This window comes from Clostridium sp. UBA871 (assembly GCF_002295255.1).
GTDB lineage: Bacteria > Bacillota > Clostridia > Clostridiales > Clostridiaceae > Clostridium_J > Clostridium_J sulfidigenes.
The window spans coordinates 321,501-337,514 of the sequence record NZ_DBFV01000004.1; the positions used below are offsets into that span (position 1 = coordinate 321,501).

Here is a 16,014-nt window from a genome sequence, read left to right on the forward strand (position 1 = left end):
TTTTATTACTTTTTATATTTTATATCTCTCAATTCAGATATACGCCTGCTCGTATTCAAAAATTCTTTTTCATAATTTAACTTAGCATCCTTTTCTAATGAAGGATCATCTAGTAAACCACTTAGCTGAGAAAGTCGACACTGAAGCATTAATATTTCATCTTTATTAACCTTTAATTTACTATTACTAGTCTTATTACAAGTGAAAAACTCAATTATCTCAGTATTATTTCCTGTAAAATTAATAATTTTGTTATTTTCTATTTTTAGAATTCTATTACATACTGTAGAAATTAAATGTCTATCATGAGAAACTACCAAAGCTGTTCCAGAATAACTTTTTAAAAGCAAACTTACACTTTCTTTAGATAAGATATCCATATAATTAGTTGGCTCATCAAGAATTATTAAATCAGGATTTTCAATGATTATTTTAGTAAATATTACTCTGCATTTTTCGCCCATACTTAAGTTTTTAATTAATGTATTTACTCTATCCCCTTTTATAAATACACTTCCTAAATATAACCGAATTATATTTTCAGTTTCATTGGTGGTTAATAAATAGTCTAATATAGTTATTTCTTCATTTACTACTTCTAGATATTGAGATAAACTGCTAATTTTCATATTTGGGTTTAAATAAACATCACCAATGTAATTCTTATCTTCACCTAGAAGAATATTTAGTAATGTAGTCTTCCCACTACCATTATTGCCAATGATGCCGACTTTATCTCCACCGTTTATAGTAAAATTCCCATCTTTAAATAATAATTTCTTATCGAAGGATTTACTAAGATTTTCAACTCTTATGGCTGTTTTAAAACTATTATTATTATTAAGTATAAGTTTAATTGAAGAATTATCCTTTATTCTTTCAACTCCATTTTCTTTTAATTTTTCTAACTTTTTTTCTTTTGATCTCATTATAGAAACATGCTTTTTACTTAATGCCCTTAAGTGATCATTAGTACCCGCCATTTTGTGTGCTTTGTTAAACCATTGTTTTCTTTGACTGATATTTTCTTTCAAAGCCCTTATTTCCTGTTGTTGTTTGTTATATAAATTTTCATTAGTTATCTTTTCCATAAATAACTGTTTTTCATAGGAAGAATAATTACCTTCATAGGTTTTTATTCCGTTATTGCTTAAAACGAAGGTCTTATTTGTAACTTCATCCAAGAAAAACCTATCATGACTTATTATAATCATAGGTTTGTTTATAGAGTTTATAATCCTTTCTAACCATTGAACACCACTTAAATCTAAATGATTTGTAGGCTCATCTAGTATAAACAAATCATAGTTACTATGAAATATATTAAGAATTTCTTTTTTAGTAGCTTCACCACCACTTAAAAAAGTATTATTATTATATAAGTTTTCATCTATAATTCCGATAAGAATATTTGAAGGAATATAATTGATACTTCCTTCATCGTAGGAAATCTCCTTAGTTATTATTTGTTTTAAGGTACTTTTACCTACGCCATTTTCTCCTACCAGACCTATCTTAAAATTATCTCCTATTTCAAAACTTATATTATTTAAAATTGTGCGATTTTGAAAGGATTTAGAAATATTTTTTATAATTATCTTACCCATTTATAACACTCCTTTTAATAAAGTCTATCAAAAGGCAATGGTGGTACTTCAATTTTAAGAAACAAAAAGGTTTTAATCACAATAAGCAATTAAAACCAAACTTACAACTCTATTATTAATTCATATAATATAAACTGGTTAATGGTAAATAGAAACTATTAAAATAAATTAATTATAGTAAACTATAGTTACATACCTTCACCTATCAAAACATTATTATATGATTAGAATTAAAAGAATAGATTACCACTGCCTAATTAATTGCACAACAAAAAACATAAAACTATATTTAAATTGTAATAAATATTTATTTTGTTATGCTTATAAAATTAATTAAGAATAGTAATGCTCATTCTTCTGTACCTCCGTAGTAAAATATTATAAAACTATTATATCATATATAATAGTTTTATGTAGCTATCTTTTATTATTTACTACATATAAACCTGGATATTCTTCATGTAGCAGTCCATCTGTACCCGTTTCTTCCATAAGTTCATCCATTCCTTCTACATCAGATATATAATCCCAATTAGATTCATCATCGAGAGCATCTATATATGGTATTTCATCTTCTTCTAATGGTACTACATCTTCTTGAAAGCTATCCTCTTCTTCAATTGTATCAAAATCACTAAAGTCTTCCAAATCGATTTTAATTTCTTCTTCTTTATTCTTTTCAAATACCTCATCTATTTTTACAGCCTTAACATCATATCCTTCAATCTCTAGACATTTACCACAGTTATCACAGATCTTATCTCTATTGTATTCACATACATTGCACTCTCCACAATCATTACATACTTTTTTTTCATCAAAAATACAGTATTTCATTATCATCACTTCCTGTTTTATCTTTATTAAATCATTAGACTATTTTAACAAAACTATTAAAAAACATCAACTAAAAATAAATCTAAATTTTTTAAAATTTATATAGACATTTTTAAATATATAAATTATTATATATTTATATGTTTTTTACATATAGATTATTTTAAGGAGGTTCTAAGTATGGCAAGTTCATATTCCTTTGATGTGGTTTCTGAAATTAATATGCAAGAAGTTGATAATGCTATTAATCAAGCCCTAAAGGAAATTAAACAAAGATATGACTTTAAAGGTACTAAGACAGAAATAACTTTACTAAAAGATGAAGTTAAGCTCATATCTGATGATGAGTTTAAGTTAGATACTGTAATCGACATACTCAAGGGGAAACTTATTAAAAGAGGTGTCTCTTCCAAAGCTCTTGAAGTTGGTAAAATTGATTCAGGTTCTCTAGGTACAGCTAAAGTTACTTGTAAATTAATAAAAGGTATCTCTACTGAGAAAGCTAAAGCTATGGTGGCAGATATTAAGGCTAGTAAAATAAAAGTTCAGCCTCAAATAATGGATGATCAGTTAAGGATATCTGGAAAGAATAAGGATGATTTACAAGAAACAATGCAGCTATTAAAATCTAAAGACTATGGTATAGATGTACAATTCACTAACTATAGGTAAGGTTTACATTTGTAAAATATGACAAATGCAAAAAATCTCTGTTAAAATTTAAAAGAATAAGTTATAATAGATATATATTAACTATTAATGTATAATTTAATGGGAATTGGATAATTTAATAATGTATACAAATTACAATAATTATATATAATAGTTATATATAATCCCACTTATACTTATGAAAAAATAAATAACAAACATTTAGGAGGAAAATATTATGAAATCAACAGGTATAGTAAGAAAAGTAGACGAATTAGGAAGAATAGTAATTCCAATAGAGTTAAGAAGAACTTTAGACATCGAGATAAAAGATGCTTTAGAAATTTATGTAGATAGAGATCAAATCATATTAAAAAAATATGAGCCAGCATGTTTATTCTGTGGTAATGCTAGAGACGTTAAAAACTACAAAGGTAAAAATATTTGTGAAGAATGTCTTGATAGTATTGCTAAAATGCAAGAATAATAAATTCTTACATAATTAATTTAAAATACAAAAACAGCATTTTGATTTTAATTCAAGATGCTGTTTTTTATTGAATTTTATCATTGAATTGTAATTAATTGACTATATTCGAAAAAAAGTGTATAATAATACAGAAGTATAATAAACTTTAATGTTTTTTATAATATAATTTAGGAGTGATTTTTTGAAAATTTATGAAGATCCACAAATAGAAAAGATAGAGAAACTATTAAGAAGAGTATGCTTTTATATAAAGAAAAAAGGAAGAACTATATTAGAAGATTATGATATTACTCCTGCACAATTTGAAGCTTTACAAATTATAGTAAATCATAAAGAAGTAACCATTAGTGAACTTAGCAATAAACTGTATCAAGCCCCTAGCACCATCACTGATTTAGTTGATAGGATGGAAAGCAAGGATCTTGTTAAGAGAGTTAGAGATTCAAAAGATAGACGAATAGTTAGAATAGAAGGTTTAGAAAAGGGACATAACATATTAGAAGCAGTAATTATGGAAAGATGTAAATTTCTCGATTATTCCTTAGAAAACGTTTCTAAAGAAGACAAGGATAGTTTTACTGAATATTTAGATATACTAGAACATGCTTATACAGAAGGTAAATAACAAAAATGCTGGAGCCTAATTTAAAAATTAGAAATACTTCAGCATTTTTTATACTATTTTTTATATTATTTATTGTTGTTTATATCATCTCTTATTTTCAGTAGTAATTGTTCTTTATCGTCCATCAATTTAGAGATTTTATCATCATAATGAGATTTCATAGACCAAATTTCTTTTCTGTACTCTTCCTCTTTTTGCAACACTTCTTTTTGCATAGAAATCCTTATTTCATCATCTTTTAATCTTAATTCTCTGCTAAACTCCTCTGAGATCTGCTTAATCTTATTTTCATAAGAACTCTTCATATCCTGAATTTCATCTTCTAATGCAATACTATGATTTAATTCTTCATTTAATTTATTAGTAAGGCTTTCCTTTTCTCTCTCTAGGTTTTTTAAGTTTTCTTCAATGTTTCGGTTTATTGCTCTTAAACTTTCTGCTTCATTTTTATAGGCATTTAACTCATTTACCTTATCCTTTAACATGAGGTTTAACTCTTTATATCCCTTGATATCTTCTCTCTCTTTTTCTAAAAGTTCTTTATATTCCTTTAACGAATCCTTCAGTTCTTTATTATGAGACTTTAAATCTTCTAGTTCTTTTTTTAAACTTTCTATATTCCCCTTTAATTTTTCACTTCTATTAGTCTCTTCCTCTAAAGTTCCTTTAAAACTATTAATAACTTCAGAGTTCTTAACCTTGCTCTTTTCTATCATATTTATGTATATATCTAAAATTCTTTTTGTTATGCTCTGTAACTCTTCTACATCGCTTTTAATAAAGTCTGTACTCGTTGAAGCTTTGTTTAATTCGTAGTTCCTTATTATAAGATCCATGAATTCCTTATTATTTATCCCCTCTACCTCAGCTAAACTTTGAAATTTCTCTTTTAGTTCCTCACTTATCCTTACACTTAAAATTGAATCCATTAATTACACATCCTTAAAATTTATAAAATTACACCTTGATTTAAGTATACATTATTTCATCCTTGTAAACAAGCACTTTATCCATGTTTACACTACGTATACATTATGTAAACATATTTTTATTATAAATTATTATAGCAACCATTCAATATAACTAACATTATATTGAATGGTAGTTATATTGAAATAATTAAGTAGTAATAAAAGAGGAAGTAGATGAAAAATGTGTATACGTAGGAAATTTAAACACTTCAAAAAGAGGTAGCAGTGTATTTATCCGATGAGAACAACGAGCAGCTACGTTTTCTCCTAAAAGACAACGACTTCTTAGTATTAAAAATACTGATACTAAGAAGTCTGTTAGTAAGCTTCAGTTCGAAAATCTCTCTGAAGCAAAGAACTCAGTTTATAAAAAAATAAACCTAGCCATAACACAGCTAGGTTTATTTAAAATTATTTTGTATATTTTACAGGTTCATTATAAGTAACTCCAAAGGTATCTACTGAAATGGATTTAATTTTTATATCCTTCTTAGGTCTATCATCATTGCCAGTTTCTACTTGTTCTATAGAGTCTACTACATCCATACCTTCTATAACCTTACCAAAGGCTGCATAGTCTCCATCTAAATGAGTGGCGTCTTTGCTCATAATAAAAAATTGAGATCCAGCAGAATTCTTATCATTTGATCTAGCCATAGATATAACACCCTTAGTATGTAAAAGAGTATTTTCAAACTGATTATTTGTAAATTCACCATATATGGAGTAGTCAGGTCCACCCATTCCAGTTCCTTCAGGATCTCCACCTTGAATCATAAAGCCTGAAATTACTCTGTGAAATATTAGACCATCATAAAATTTACTATTAGCAAGACTTATAAAGTTTCTAACGGTATTTGGTGCTATTTCGGGATAAAGCTCCAGCTTTATAATTTTTCCGTCTTCCATTTCTATGGTAGCTACTGGATTTTTATCCCCCTCCTTCTTCTCCGTTTCCTTTGAAAGATATATTTCTTTATTATCATTACTTCCAGTATTAGTTTCCTCTTTACTAGTCTTATTAGAGGTACTGCATCCTATTAATGCAAGGGAAAGTATTGCTGTAATAATCAAAGTTCCTAATGTACTTTTTTTCATTTAAAACGTCTCCTTTCATAGGTTTATATGTTTTACTAGATAAGTTTACCATTGTATCTTTTAAAATAAAACCTATAATTAGTTAATTTTTGATTAAAATTATCCAATTAAACACAAAAGCTCTAAGACTGTCATTCTTAGAGCTTTTTATCTTTCTCAGCTAATCTTTTTAGATATTCTTTAAATTGACCTCTCCAAGATTCGTATAGATTCCTATCTATTCTTTGTAGATAATAGAAAAATTCACCTATACTATCTCTCTTTAGTATACCTCTCATCAGATGCCGTGGAAAAGGCATCTCCCTATCAAAGTTATCCTTTGGATCTATAACTTTAATAGAAAAGTCCTCTTGTACATAAAGATCCTTGCAACGTATATCTAACTTTTTATAACCAAGTTCTTTAAAATCATTTATTAAATCTACTAGGCTTCTTACTAGTTTCTGATTTAGAGGGTTATGATTTAGATACTTATCAAGTCTTATCCCATCTACAAACTCTCTTACAATAAAAAAATCTCCATAGTCAAAAACCTTAGGAAAGGATGGATGATGCATAGATGATTTAAGAATTACATACTCTGTTTCGCAAACTTTTTTATCATTAAATATTTTTATAATTCTCTCATTATCAATTCTATATACCACTCCATTATTACCCTTTCCTAGAAATTTAGAACTCCTTATAATGTTCTCCACTTCATCACTTAAGTAAATTGCATTTGTAAAATGTCTAGACATAATTCCTCCCTAGATAGAACTCTATTAGATTATATGCATAAGATATACTTTATATTATCCTTATACCTATCTTTTATCTCTTTTGTCCTTTTTAGCAGTATTCTTCCTAGGTTTTGATGATTTCTCAGATGGTTTTGACCTTTTATCTGAAGGTGCATTACTCTTCTTATAGTTTTTAACCACAACAGCTACATCTTCAATATTTCCGTGAGATATAGTCTTCTCAGTAAGATTAAAATTCAGTTTTTTACTATAAGCTTTTAATTGCGCTATCTCCTTAGGTGAAATAATAGATATAACAGTACCACTTTTATCTCCACGAGCTGTTCTACCACTTCTATGCACATAAGTATTTATATCTTCTGGTAAGTCTACATTGAATATATGAGTAACGTCCTCTATATCCAATCCCCTTGCAGATAAGTCTGAAGATACCAAAAGGTTTATACGCTCCGATTTAAAGTCTAACATGGTTTTTTGTCTTTGATTTTTAACAAAACTACCATGTATTCCATCCACCTTTAGTCCATGGTATTTTAGCTTAGTAGTTAATATTTCTATTTCATCACTTTTATTAATAAAGGCAATAGCTTTTCTAGGATTTATACTTGCCATTAATTTTCTAAGAATAAGTATCTTATCCCTCCTATCACAAACTATATATAAATTGTTTATGTTAGGGTTTATAGTTGAATCATCATTACACTTTATGATTTTAGGGGATTTCATTAAGCTTTCCCCAATACTTAAAGCTTCCTCTGTTAAAGTGGCAGAAGTCATTACTAATTGTCTATCTCTAAGTGTAGTTTTTATAACATCCTTAACTATATTTAAATTATTTTTGTCTAAAAGTTTATCACACTCATCAATTACTATAGTTTTAACTGTATGAGCACTTATTTTTTTCATTTTTATTAGCTCTAGTATTCTTCCTGGAGAACCTATTACAAATTGAGGTTTTTCCTTTAGTTTTTCAACCTGTCTTTTTATATTTACATCCCCCATGATAACCGTAGACTTTATATTCAAAGAAGATTTATCTCCCAAAGTACTTAAAACTTCATTTACTTGAAGGGCTAATTCATGGGTAGGAACTAAGACTATAAATTGATTTTCTCTTTTTTCATAATCTATTCTCTCAATTAGTGGTAGCAAATAAGCCAAGGTTTTACCACTGCCTGTTTCACTTTGCATTATCACATCCATATTTTCTGATATTTTAGGAATTGATAATTCTTGTATTAGAGTTGGCTTTGTTATTTTTAATTTCTCCAATACCTTTATTATTTCCGCATTTATATTTAATTCTAAAAAATTTTCCATTTTTTCATCTCCAGTTTTTATTTAAATTTACTACAATAATTTTCCTATATGAGAACAAAGGTTTGATATTCTTTATTTCTTATGGTATAATTATCTAGATTGAGAGGTGTTTTCATGATTGAAATTAAAAGTGGTAAACAATCAGAAATTTATGAGTTTATTAAAAATCAAGTTAATACTAAAGGGTATCCCCCTTCAGTAAGAGAAATTTGTGAAGCTGTAAATTTAAGTTCAACATCTACAGTTCATGGTCATCTTACTAGACTTGAGAAAAAAGGCTTAATAAGACGTGACCCAACTAAACCAAGGGCAATAGAATTACTGCAAGAACCTCATAATAAAAAAGAAATGATTAATATTCCTATTATAGGTAAAGTTACAGCTGGAATTCCTATACTTGCCCAAGAAAGTATAGAAGATTATCTAACTATCCCCCTTGACTTTGTAAACAGTACAAATGAATTATTTATACTTAAAGTTCAAGGTGACAGTATGATAGAAGCTGGAATCCATGATAAAGACTTAGCTATAATAGAAAAAACTTCTATTGCATCTAACGGAGATATTGTAGTTGCTCTAATAGAAAATGAAGCCACTATAAAAACTTTTTTTAAAGAAGATGGGCATATTAGACTACAACCAGAAAACTCCACCATGGAGCCAATAATTGTTGACGATTGCAAAATCTTAGGTAAACTATCAGGAATCTATAGAAAATATTAAGAAGCTATTATAGCTTCTTAATATTTTTTATATAATAAAATAAATTTATTATATATCTATTAATTTAACTCCTAATTAAGATAATATTCTAGATATAGCCATTAAAACTCCAACTTTTCCATGATCAAAGGTCAATCCACCTTGAAGATATGCTATATATGGCTCTCTTATTGGAGCGTCAGCAGAAAGTTCAATGGAAGAACCTTGTATAAATGCACCCGCAGCCATAATTACTTCATCTTCATAACCAGGCATAGCCCAAGGTTCACATTCTACAAATGAATCTATTGGAGAACCCGCTTGAATACCCTTGCAAAACTGAATTAATTTATCTTTATCATTAAATTTAACAGCTTGTATGATATCACTTCTCTTAGTATCATATTTTGGGAGTACCTCAAAACCTAAAAGTTCCATTACCCTTGAACAGAATATAGCTGTCTTTACAGCTTCCATAGCCACGTGAGGAGCTAAAAATAATCCTTGATATAAACTTCTCATTACACCAAAGGTAGAACCACACTCTCCACCTATACCTGGAATGGTCAATCTATATGCTGCTTGAGTTACATAGGCTTCTTTACCTGCTATGTACCCTCCTGTTGGAGCAATTCCTCCACCAATATTTTTTATTAAGGAACCAGCTATAAGATCAGCTCCTACATCTGTTGGCTCTATAGTATCTATAAATTCGCCATAACAGTTATCAACAAAGCAAATTACTTCTGGCTTGATCCCTTTAATTGACTTTATTATTTTACCGATTTCCTCTACTAACAGTGCATTTCTCCACCCATATCCTGTAGATCTTTGAATATGTACAAGTTTTATGCTATGGTCTTCTTTTAAAGTCTTTTCAACCTCTTCAATATTAACTTTACCTGCACTTGTCAACTCTAATTGCTTATAGTTTACCCCATATTCCTTTAAAGAGCCTATATTTACATCCTTAGTTATTCCTATAATGTTATGTAAGGTATCATAAGGTGAACCACATATACTCAGCATTGTATCTCCTGGTCGTAGGTTGCCAAATAAAGCACATCCAATAGCATGAGTTCCATTTACAAAGTGTGGCCTAACTAGGGCTGCTTCTGTATTAAATACTCTAGCGAAAACCTTATCTAAAGTATCTCTACCAACATCACCATAACCATATCCACTAGAATTAGTAAAATGCATATCACTAACTCTTTCAGCTTGCAAGGCACTAAGAACTTTTAATTGATTATATTCTCGAATATCATCCATCATAGAAAATTGCTCTTGAATATCCTTTAAAGCTTCTTCTGATACATTAAAAACTTCTTCATTTATTTTAAAGTTATTTATTAAAAACTCTTTAGTTTTTTCTATCATAAAAAATCGCTCCTTAAACATAAAATAACATTCTAATACTAACATAGCTATAAATATTAAGCAAATAATTCCTTAATATTTATAGCTATCTATATATCTTATACAATATTTAAAATTAACTTAGTCTTTATATTTTTTCTCTTTATAATCATTAATAATAAATTTTGCTACATCCTCATCATTAGAAAAATCATCCTTGTCTATCCACTTAACCCTTGGATCTTTTCTAAACCAAGTAAGCTGACGTTTTGCATAATTTCTACTAAATTGCTTTATATTTTCTATAGCCTTCTCTTTAGAAACTTCACCATGAAGATGTTGTAATAGTTCTTTATAACCTATTCCCTTCATAGATTGCATATCTGTGGTATATCCTTCTTTTTCTAACCTTATTACTTCTTCTAGAAGACCAGCGTCTAACATTAAGTCAACACGATGATTAATTCTTTCATAAAGCTTATCTCTATTCATATTTAATACATAATAATAAACTTTGTAAGGTATATCAAAAATCTCATCATTTTTAGCTGCTTCAGATATAGGAATTCCTGTTACCTTATAAACCTCTAAAGCTCTAATTACCCTTTTAAGATCATTGGGATATAACTTGTTATAACTCACTTCATCAACGGCTTTTAACAGCTCATGAACATATTCTACTCCATTTTCTAAGGCTAACTGTTCTAGTTCTTTGCGATAAGCTTCATCTTTATTAGTTTCAGCAAAACTATAATTATAAATAAGAGAATTAATATAAAGCCCAGTGCCACCTACCAGCATGGGAAGCTTATTTTCAATGCTTATTTCTTCAATGGTTTCCTTTGCCAAAGAACTAAACTCTGCCACACTGAAGTTTTCACTAGGATCTAAAAAATCAATGAGATGATGCTTCACACCATTCATCTCTTCTTTGGATATCTTAGCAGATCCAATATCCATCTTCTTATATATCTGCATAGAATCAGCAGATATTATTTCCCCATTAAGTTCTTTGGCAATATGAATTGAAATCTTTGTTTTACCAATACCAGTAGGTCCTGCTAATATAAATAAATCTTTCATTGCTTTAATCCCTTCATACTAAATTCTTTTAAAACTTTTTTCTATTTCCTTTAATGAATATTTAATTATAGTAGGTCTACCATGTGGACATGTAAATGGTTCATCTATATACCTTAACTCTTCAAGAAGGGATAAAATCTCTACATCTGATAATTTATCATTAGCTTTTACAGCTGCCTTACAAGCAAGAGAAGCTATTTTATCATATTTTATATCTATGGTTAAACCACTGCCCATGGATTTTATATTTTCTATCATATCATGAAATAAATTGTTTATATGAGGTTTCCCCAAAAACACTGGAACTTCTCTAACTAATACGTCATTTTCACCAAAACTTTCAACCACAAATCCTGCATTTAAGAAAATTTCTTCATTATCTTTATAAATTGCATATTCATCAAAGGTTAATGGAATGATTGTAGGTACAGCTAAAATCTGACTTACCACATTGAAATTACCTATATTTTTTCTATACTTTTCAAATAATATCTTCTCATGAGCAGCATGCTGATCGATTAAATACAATTCATCTAAATATTCACCAATTATATAACTATTAAAACACTGTCCAATAAGTTTAATTGGTGGAATTTTAGGAATCCTTGATATTTCCTTATTAGAATATATATTATCTCCTTTAGGTTCAACTTGATTTTCAATAGGAATTTCTCTTATATAAGAAGGTTTGTCATTATAATTTACTTCTTTATTAAATCCCAAATCCTTATTATAACCTAAATTATTATCCTCACTAGTATAGTGATTATCATTTAAATATCCAATTTGACTAGGTTCTGAAGAAGTATAGCTTTTATGTAGTTTATCCTCTTGAACTATAGCTAAATCCTCTATTTCTTCTGGTATAATAAAACTCTTCTTTAAGCTTTCTTTTAATGCACTATGAACTCCATCAAATATAGTTTTAAATAAAACTCTTTCCTCTAAAAACTTAACTTCATTTTTAGTTGGATGTACATTGGGATCTATAAATTCTGGAAATATATCAATGTGTATAACAAAGAAGGGAAATTTATTTACCATAATAAAGGATTTAAATGCATTCTCTACCGCAGCAGTTATTAAAGAACTTTTTATAAGTCTCTTATTTACAAAAATGCTTTGTCTATTTCTACTACCTCTACTAATACTCTCTTTTCCAATATATCCATATACAGATAAAATATCGCTATGGTTTTCTATTGGTATTACATTTTCATATACTTCTTTTCCATATAAAATTCTAAGGGTTTTATCTAGTTCATCTTCACTAAAGGTTCTAAGGGTTTGTTTTCCATCATTAATTAAGGTTATAGAAGTCTTATAATTTCCTAGAGCTAGCTTTAATACCAAGTCATTTATTATAGATTTTTCTCTTTGAGGTGATTTTAGAAACTTTTGTCTCCCTGGAGTATTGAAGAATAAATCTTTAACTTCAATTTCCGTTCCTAAATTACAACCTACATCTTTCTCATAGATTACTTTTCCACCTTCAATATAGATCTCTCTACCATAATCAAAAGCTTCCATCCTTGATTTCAGTCTTACCTTTGAAACAGCAGCTATACTAGCAAGAGCTTCTCCACGAAATCCAAAGGATTGAATATCGTAAATATCCTCCACGGAACTTATCTTACTTGTACCATGAGGCAAAAAAGCTATTTTTATATCTTCAGGATGAATACCACGTCCATCATCTGTGATTCTTATAAGCTTATTGCCACTATCTTCTATTTCAATAGTTATGTTTTTACTATCAGCATCAAGGCTGTTTTCCACTAATTCCTTAACAACAGAACTAGCTCTTTCAACAACCTCTCCTGCTGCAATTTTATTGGCAGTGTTTTCAGATAATAAATTGATTCTTCTCATAATACACCCACCTTAAATAATTATTTTATCTATATATTCTTAGCTTTTTTTATAATATCGTATAATTTATTAAATCCATCCATAGGTGTAAGATTAAGTACATCTATAGATTTAATTTCGTCAATTAAGTTTTGCATAGCTACATCTTCAAAAGCTATTTGCTGAGTTAAACAAATTTCTTTTTCTATTTTTTCTAATTTCTCTGTAGATGGAATTACAGTTTTCGCTTCTTCTTTGATTATATCTTTTGAAGTGCCATCTTCTAAAGTTTCTAAAATTTCTCTTGCTCTAGAAATTACTGCTGAAGGTAATCCAGCAAGTTTAGCAACCTCTATACCATAAGATTCATCTGCTCCACCCTTTATAATTTTACGTAAGAATATAATATTATTATCTACTTTTTTTGCTGAAATAGAGTAATTTTTCACTCCTGGAATTTCTCCTTCTAGCTTAGTTAATTCATGATAATGTGTGGCAAATAGGGTTTTGCATTTAATATTTAAATTTTTACATATATACTCTATAACTGCCCATGCAATACTAAGTCCATCGTAGGTACTAGTACCTCTACCAACTTCATCAAGAAGAACCAAACTCTTATTGGTAGCATTATTAAGAATATTTGATACTTCCCACATTTCTACCATGAAGGTACTCTTACCACCAGCTAAGTCATCAGAAGCTCCTATTCTAGTAAATATTTTATCACAAATAGAAACATTTGCTTCTTTGGCAGGAACAAAACTTCCCATTTGAGCTAATAATGTAATTAAAGCTACCTGTCTCATATATGTAGACTTACCAGCCATATTAGGACCAGTAATTAACATAAGTCTATTGTCTTCAAGGTCTAAGGTAGTATCATTAGATATAAAGCTATTTGCCTTTGTAATAACTTCTACAACTGGGTGTCTGCCCTCTTGAATTTCTATGATTCCCTCAGTATTAATTACAGGTTTCACATAATTATGTTCTCTAGCAACCATAGCCAAAGCCCATATACAGTCAATTTCAGATATAAGCTTAGCTGTATTTTTCATTCTCTCTATATTTTCTTCTAATTTCTCTCTAATCTCTGTAAATATAGAATATTCAAGAGCAATTAATTTCTCTTCTGCTCCTAAGATTTTATCTTCCATCTCCTTAAGCTCAGGAGTTATATATCTTTCAGCATTAGACAAAGTTTGTTTTCTAATATATCTTCCTTCTGGCACTGAGGAAAGATTAGATTTTGTAACTTCTATATAATATCCAAAAACCTTATTATAAGAAATCTTAAGGGATTTTATACCTGTAGCTATTCTCTCTTCATTTTCTAAATTTGCAAGCCAAAGCTTTCCATTAGTTTTACTTTCTCTTAATTCATCTACTAATGAATTATAACCAGTTTTAATAATATTACCTTCCTTAACAGACAAAGAAGGTTCATCCATAATAGAGCTTTCGAGAAAAGTCCAAATATCTCTTAGCTCATCTAAGTTAGAATAAACATCCTTCATTAAAGGACTTGTAAGATTAGAAATAAGTTCTTTAATCCTTGGAACTTTAGCAATGGAATGCTTTAATGATATAAGTTCCTTTGCATTTATTGCAGTAGAGCTTATTTTACCAACCAATCTCTCAATATCATAAATGCTATTTAAAGCTTCCTTTAAATCTTCCATTAAGATTATATCCTTAGTAAACTCTTCAATGGCATCTTGTCTATTTAAAATATCTTCCTTAATAATTAGAGGCTCTTCTAACCACTTTCTAATTCTTCTTCCACCCATAGATGTATTTGTTTTATCTATAACCCATAAAAGAGTTCCTGTTTTTCCTTTATCTCTGATATTCTCTACCAGTTCAAGGTTTCTTCTTGAGTTAACATCTATGGTCATATAGGTGCAGATATCATATATCTCTATATGGTTTATATGAGTCAAGGAAACCTTTTGAGTTTCTTTTATATATCTAATTAATCCATTACAAGTTTTAGTTACTATTTCTGACAATTTATCTATTTCTATGTTCAAGAACTGTTCTTTAAGATCTTCTTCTTCCATATTAAAATTATCGTCTTGGAAGTGGGATATATAAAAGGATGTTCTACTTATAATTTCATCCATAATCTCTTGGTTAAAGTTTTCTGTAATAATTATCTCTCGAGGATTAAATTTACACAGCTCATCTATAAGTACATTAATATTATATTTAAATTCAGTAGTATAGAAATCCCCTGTAGACACATCACAAAAGGCCAATGCAATGTAATTTTCTTTCACATATAAACTAGCTGTATAGCTATTTTTACTCTCATCTAAATAGGAAGCTTCTGTGTAAGTTCCTGGGGTATAAATTTTTACTACATCCCGCTTTACAATTCCCTTAGCCACTGCTGGATCTTCTACCTGCTCACAAATAGCTACCTTAAACCCTTTTGATATTAAGGCTCCAATATAATTCTTAGCTGCATGGAAAGGAATCCCACACATAGGAGCTCTTTCTTCAAGACCGCAATCTCTTCCCGTTAGTGTTAACTCTAACTCCTTTGATGCAACCTTAGCATCATCAAAGAACATTTCATAGAAATCGCCTAGTCTGAAAAATAAGATACATTCTTTATATTTATCTTTAATTTGAAAATATTGTTGCATCATTGGAGTTAATGCCATAT

The 16,014-nt window shown here is 28.8% G+C and carries 14 protein-coding genes; 4 read left to right on the forward strand and 10 right to left on the reverse strand.

Annotated features, from left to right (window positions below; translation table 11 throughout):
• Positions 1-5: 5 nt before the first annotated feature.
• Both B3086_RS07530 and B3086_RS07535 read right to left on the reverse strand, forming a co-directional pair.
• Positions 6-1,607: an ABC-F family ATP-binding cassette domain-containing protein gene (locus B3086_RS07530; protein ID WP_346893150.1), complete on the reverse strand. Its 1,602-nt coding sequence runs from the start codon at positions 1,605-1,607 to the stop codon at positions 6-8.
• 417 nt (positions 1,608-2,024) lie between these two features.
• Positions 2,025-2,444 carry a hypothetical protein gene (locus tag B3086_RS07535; RefSeq protein WP_346893152.1) on the reverse strand — a complete coding sequence of 140 codons (420 nt, stop codon included), beginning with the start codon at positions 2,442-2,444 and terminating at the stop codon, positions 2,025-2,027.
• 180 nt (positions 2,445-2,624) lie between these two features.
• Here B3086_RS07535 and B3086_RS07540 point away from each other — a divergent pair, with 180 nt between their 5' ends.
• The 3 genes from B3086_RS07540 to B3086_RS07550 all read left to right on the forward strand — a co-directional run bounded on the left by B3086_RS07540 (position 2,625) and on the right by B3086_RS07550 (position 4,210).
• Positions 2,625-3,116, forward strand: coding sequence for a YajQ family cyclic di-GMP-binding protein (locus tag B3086_RS07540; protein WP_346893154.1), 492 nt, complete (start codon positions 2,625-2,627; stop codon positions 3,114-3,116).
• 217 nt (positions 3,117-3,333) lie between these two features.
• Positions 3,334-3,582 (forward strand): AbrB/MazE/SpoVT family DNA-binding domain-containing protein, encoded by a 249-nt coding sequence (locus B3086_RS07545; protein ID WP_035135880.1) that lies wholly within the window; start codon positions 3,334-3,336, stop codon positions 3,580-3,582.
• A 184-nt stretch (positions 3,583-3,766) separates the two neighbouring features.
• Entirely contained in the window at positions 3,767-4,210 is a 444-nt protein-coding gene (locus tag B3086_RS07550) for a MarR family winged helix-turn-helix transcriptional regulator (RefSeq protein ID WP_035135877.1), read from the forward strand.
• Positions 4,211-4,275: 65 nt separating this feature from the next.
• Here the strand turns inward: B3086_RS07550 and B3086_RS07555 are convergent, their stop codons facing one another.
• The 4 genes from B3086_RS07555 to B3086_RS07570 all read right to left on the reverse strand — a co-directional run bounded on the left by B3086_RS07555 (position 4,276) and on the right by B3086_RS07570 (position 8,342).
• Positions 4,276-5,139, reverse strand: coding sequence for a hypothetical protein (locus tag B3086_RS07555; protein ID WP_346893156.1), 864 nt, complete (start codon positions 5,137-5,139; stop codon positions 4,276-4,278).
• A 453-nt stretch (positions 5,140-5,592) separates the two neighbouring features.
• A complete protein-coding gene (locus B3086_RS07560) occupies positions 5,593-6,279 on the reverse strand; it encodes a peptidylprolyl isomerase (RefSeq protein ID WP_346893158.1) in 687 nt (228 codons plus the stop codon).
• Positions 6,280-6,416: 137 nt separating this feature from the next.
• Positions 6,417-7,019 (reverse strand): protein kinase, encoded by a 603-nt coding sequence (locus B3086_RS07565; RefSeq protein ID WP_035132286.1) that lies wholly within the window; start codon positions 7,017-7,019, stop codon positions 6,417-6,419.
• Between the two features lie 66 nt (positions 7,020-7,085).
• Positions 7,086-8,342 (reverse strand): DEAD/DEAH box helicase, encoded by a 1,257-nt coding sequence (locus B3086_RS07570; RefSeq protein WP_346893160.1) that lies wholly within the window; start codon positions 8,340-8,342, stop codon positions 7,086-7,088.
• 114 nt (positions 8,343-8,456) lie between these two features.
• On the opposite strand from B3086_RS07570, the gene lexA reads away from it, so the two are divergent.
• Positions 8,457-9,065, forward strand: a complete 609-nt coding sequence (gene lexA / locus B3086_RS07575) for a transcriptional repressor LexA (RefSeq protein ID WP_035132284.1) — start codon at positions 8,457-8,459, stop codon at positions 9,063-9,065.
• 75 nt (positions 9,066-9,140) lie between these two features.
• Here lexA and B3086_RS07580 read toward each other — a convergent pair whose 3' ends face one another.
• The 4 genes from B3086_RS07580 to mutS all read right to left on the reverse strand — a co-directional run bounded on the left by B3086_RS07580 (position 9,141) and on the right by mutS (position 16,012).
• Positions 9,141-10,424: a methionine gamma-lyase family protein gene (locus B3086_RS07580; protein ID WP_346893162.1), complete on the reverse strand. Its 1,284-nt coding sequence runs from the start codon at positions 10,422-10,424 to the stop codon at positions 9,141-9,143.
• A gap of 120 nt (positions 10,425-10,544) precedes the next feature.
• Positions 10,545-11,486 carry a tRNA (adenosine(37)-N6)-dimethylallyltransferase MiaA gene (gene miaA, locus B3086_RS07585; protein WP_346848145.1) on the reverse strand — a complete coding sequence of 314 codons (942 nt, stop codon included), beginning with the start codon at positions 11,484-11,486 and terminating at the stop codon, positions 10,545-10,547.
• 18 nt (positions 11,487-11,504) lie between these two features.
• Entirely contained in the window at positions 11,505-13,358 is a 1,854-nt protein-coding gene (gene mutL / locus B3086_RS07590; protein ID WP_346848144.1) for a DNA mismatch repair endonuclease MutL, read from the reverse strand.
• A gap of 29 nt (positions 13,359-13,387) precedes the next feature.
• The gene (gene mutS / locus B3086_RS07595) at positions 13,388-16,012 is read right to left on the reverse strand and encodes a DNA mismatch repair protein MutS (RefSeq protein WP_346893164.1); all 2,625 of its coding nucleotides are present in this window, start codon (positions 16,010-16,012) and stop codon (positions 13,388-13,390) included.
• Positions 16,013-16,014: the final 2 nt, after the last annotated feature.

Coding starts and splice junctions, on each gene's coding strand:
- miaA (WP_346848145.1), bottom strand. CDS start 11,486: ATGAAAGATTTATTTATATTAGCAGGACCTACTGGTATTGGTAAAACA.
- B3086_RS07580 (WP_346893162.1), bottom strand. CDS start 10,424: ATGATAGAAAAAACTAAAGAGTTTTTAATAAATAACTTTAAAATAAAT.
- B3086_RS07565 (WP_035132286.1), bottom strand. CDS start 7,019: ATGTCTAGACATTTTACAAATGCAATTTACTTAAGTGATGAAGTGGAG.
- B3086_RS07570 (WP_346893160.1), bottom strand. CDS start 8,342: ATGGAAAATTTTTTAGAATTAAATATAAATGCGGAAATAATAAAGGTA.
- mutL (WP_346848144.1), bottom strand. CDS start 13,358: ATGAGAAGAATCAATTTATTATCTGAAAACACTGCCAATAAAATTGCA.
- B3086_RS07530 (WP_346893150.1), bottom strand. CDS start 1,607: ATGGGTAAGATAATTATAAAAAATATTTCTAAATCCTTTCAAAATCGC.
- B3086_RS07545 (WP_035135880.1), top strand. CDS start 3,334: ATGAAATCAACAGGTATAGTAAGAAAAGTAGACGAATTAGGAAGAATA.
- B3086_RS07540 (WP_346893154.1), top strand. CDS start 2,625: ATGGCAAGTTCATATTCCTTTGATGTGGTTTCTGAAATTAATATGCAA.
- B3086_RS07560 (WP_346893158.1), bottom strand. CDS start 6,279: ATGAAAAAAAGTACATTAGGAACTTTGATTATTACAGCAATACTTTCC.
- lexA (WP_035132284.1), top strand. CDS start 8,457: ATGATTGAAATTAAAAGTGGTAAACAATCAGAAATTTATGAGTTTATT.
- B3086_RS07535 (WP_346893152.1), bottom strand. CDS start 2,444: ATGAAATACTGTATTTTTGATGAAAAAAAAGTATGTAATGATTGTGGA.
- B3086_RS07555 (WP_346893156.1), bottom strand. CDS start 5,139: ATGGATTCAATTTTAAGTGTAAGGATAAGTGAGGAACTAAAAGAGAAA.
- mutS (WP_346893164.1), bottom strand. CDS start 16,012: ATGGCATTAACTCCAATGATGCAACAATATTTTCAAATTAAAGATAAA.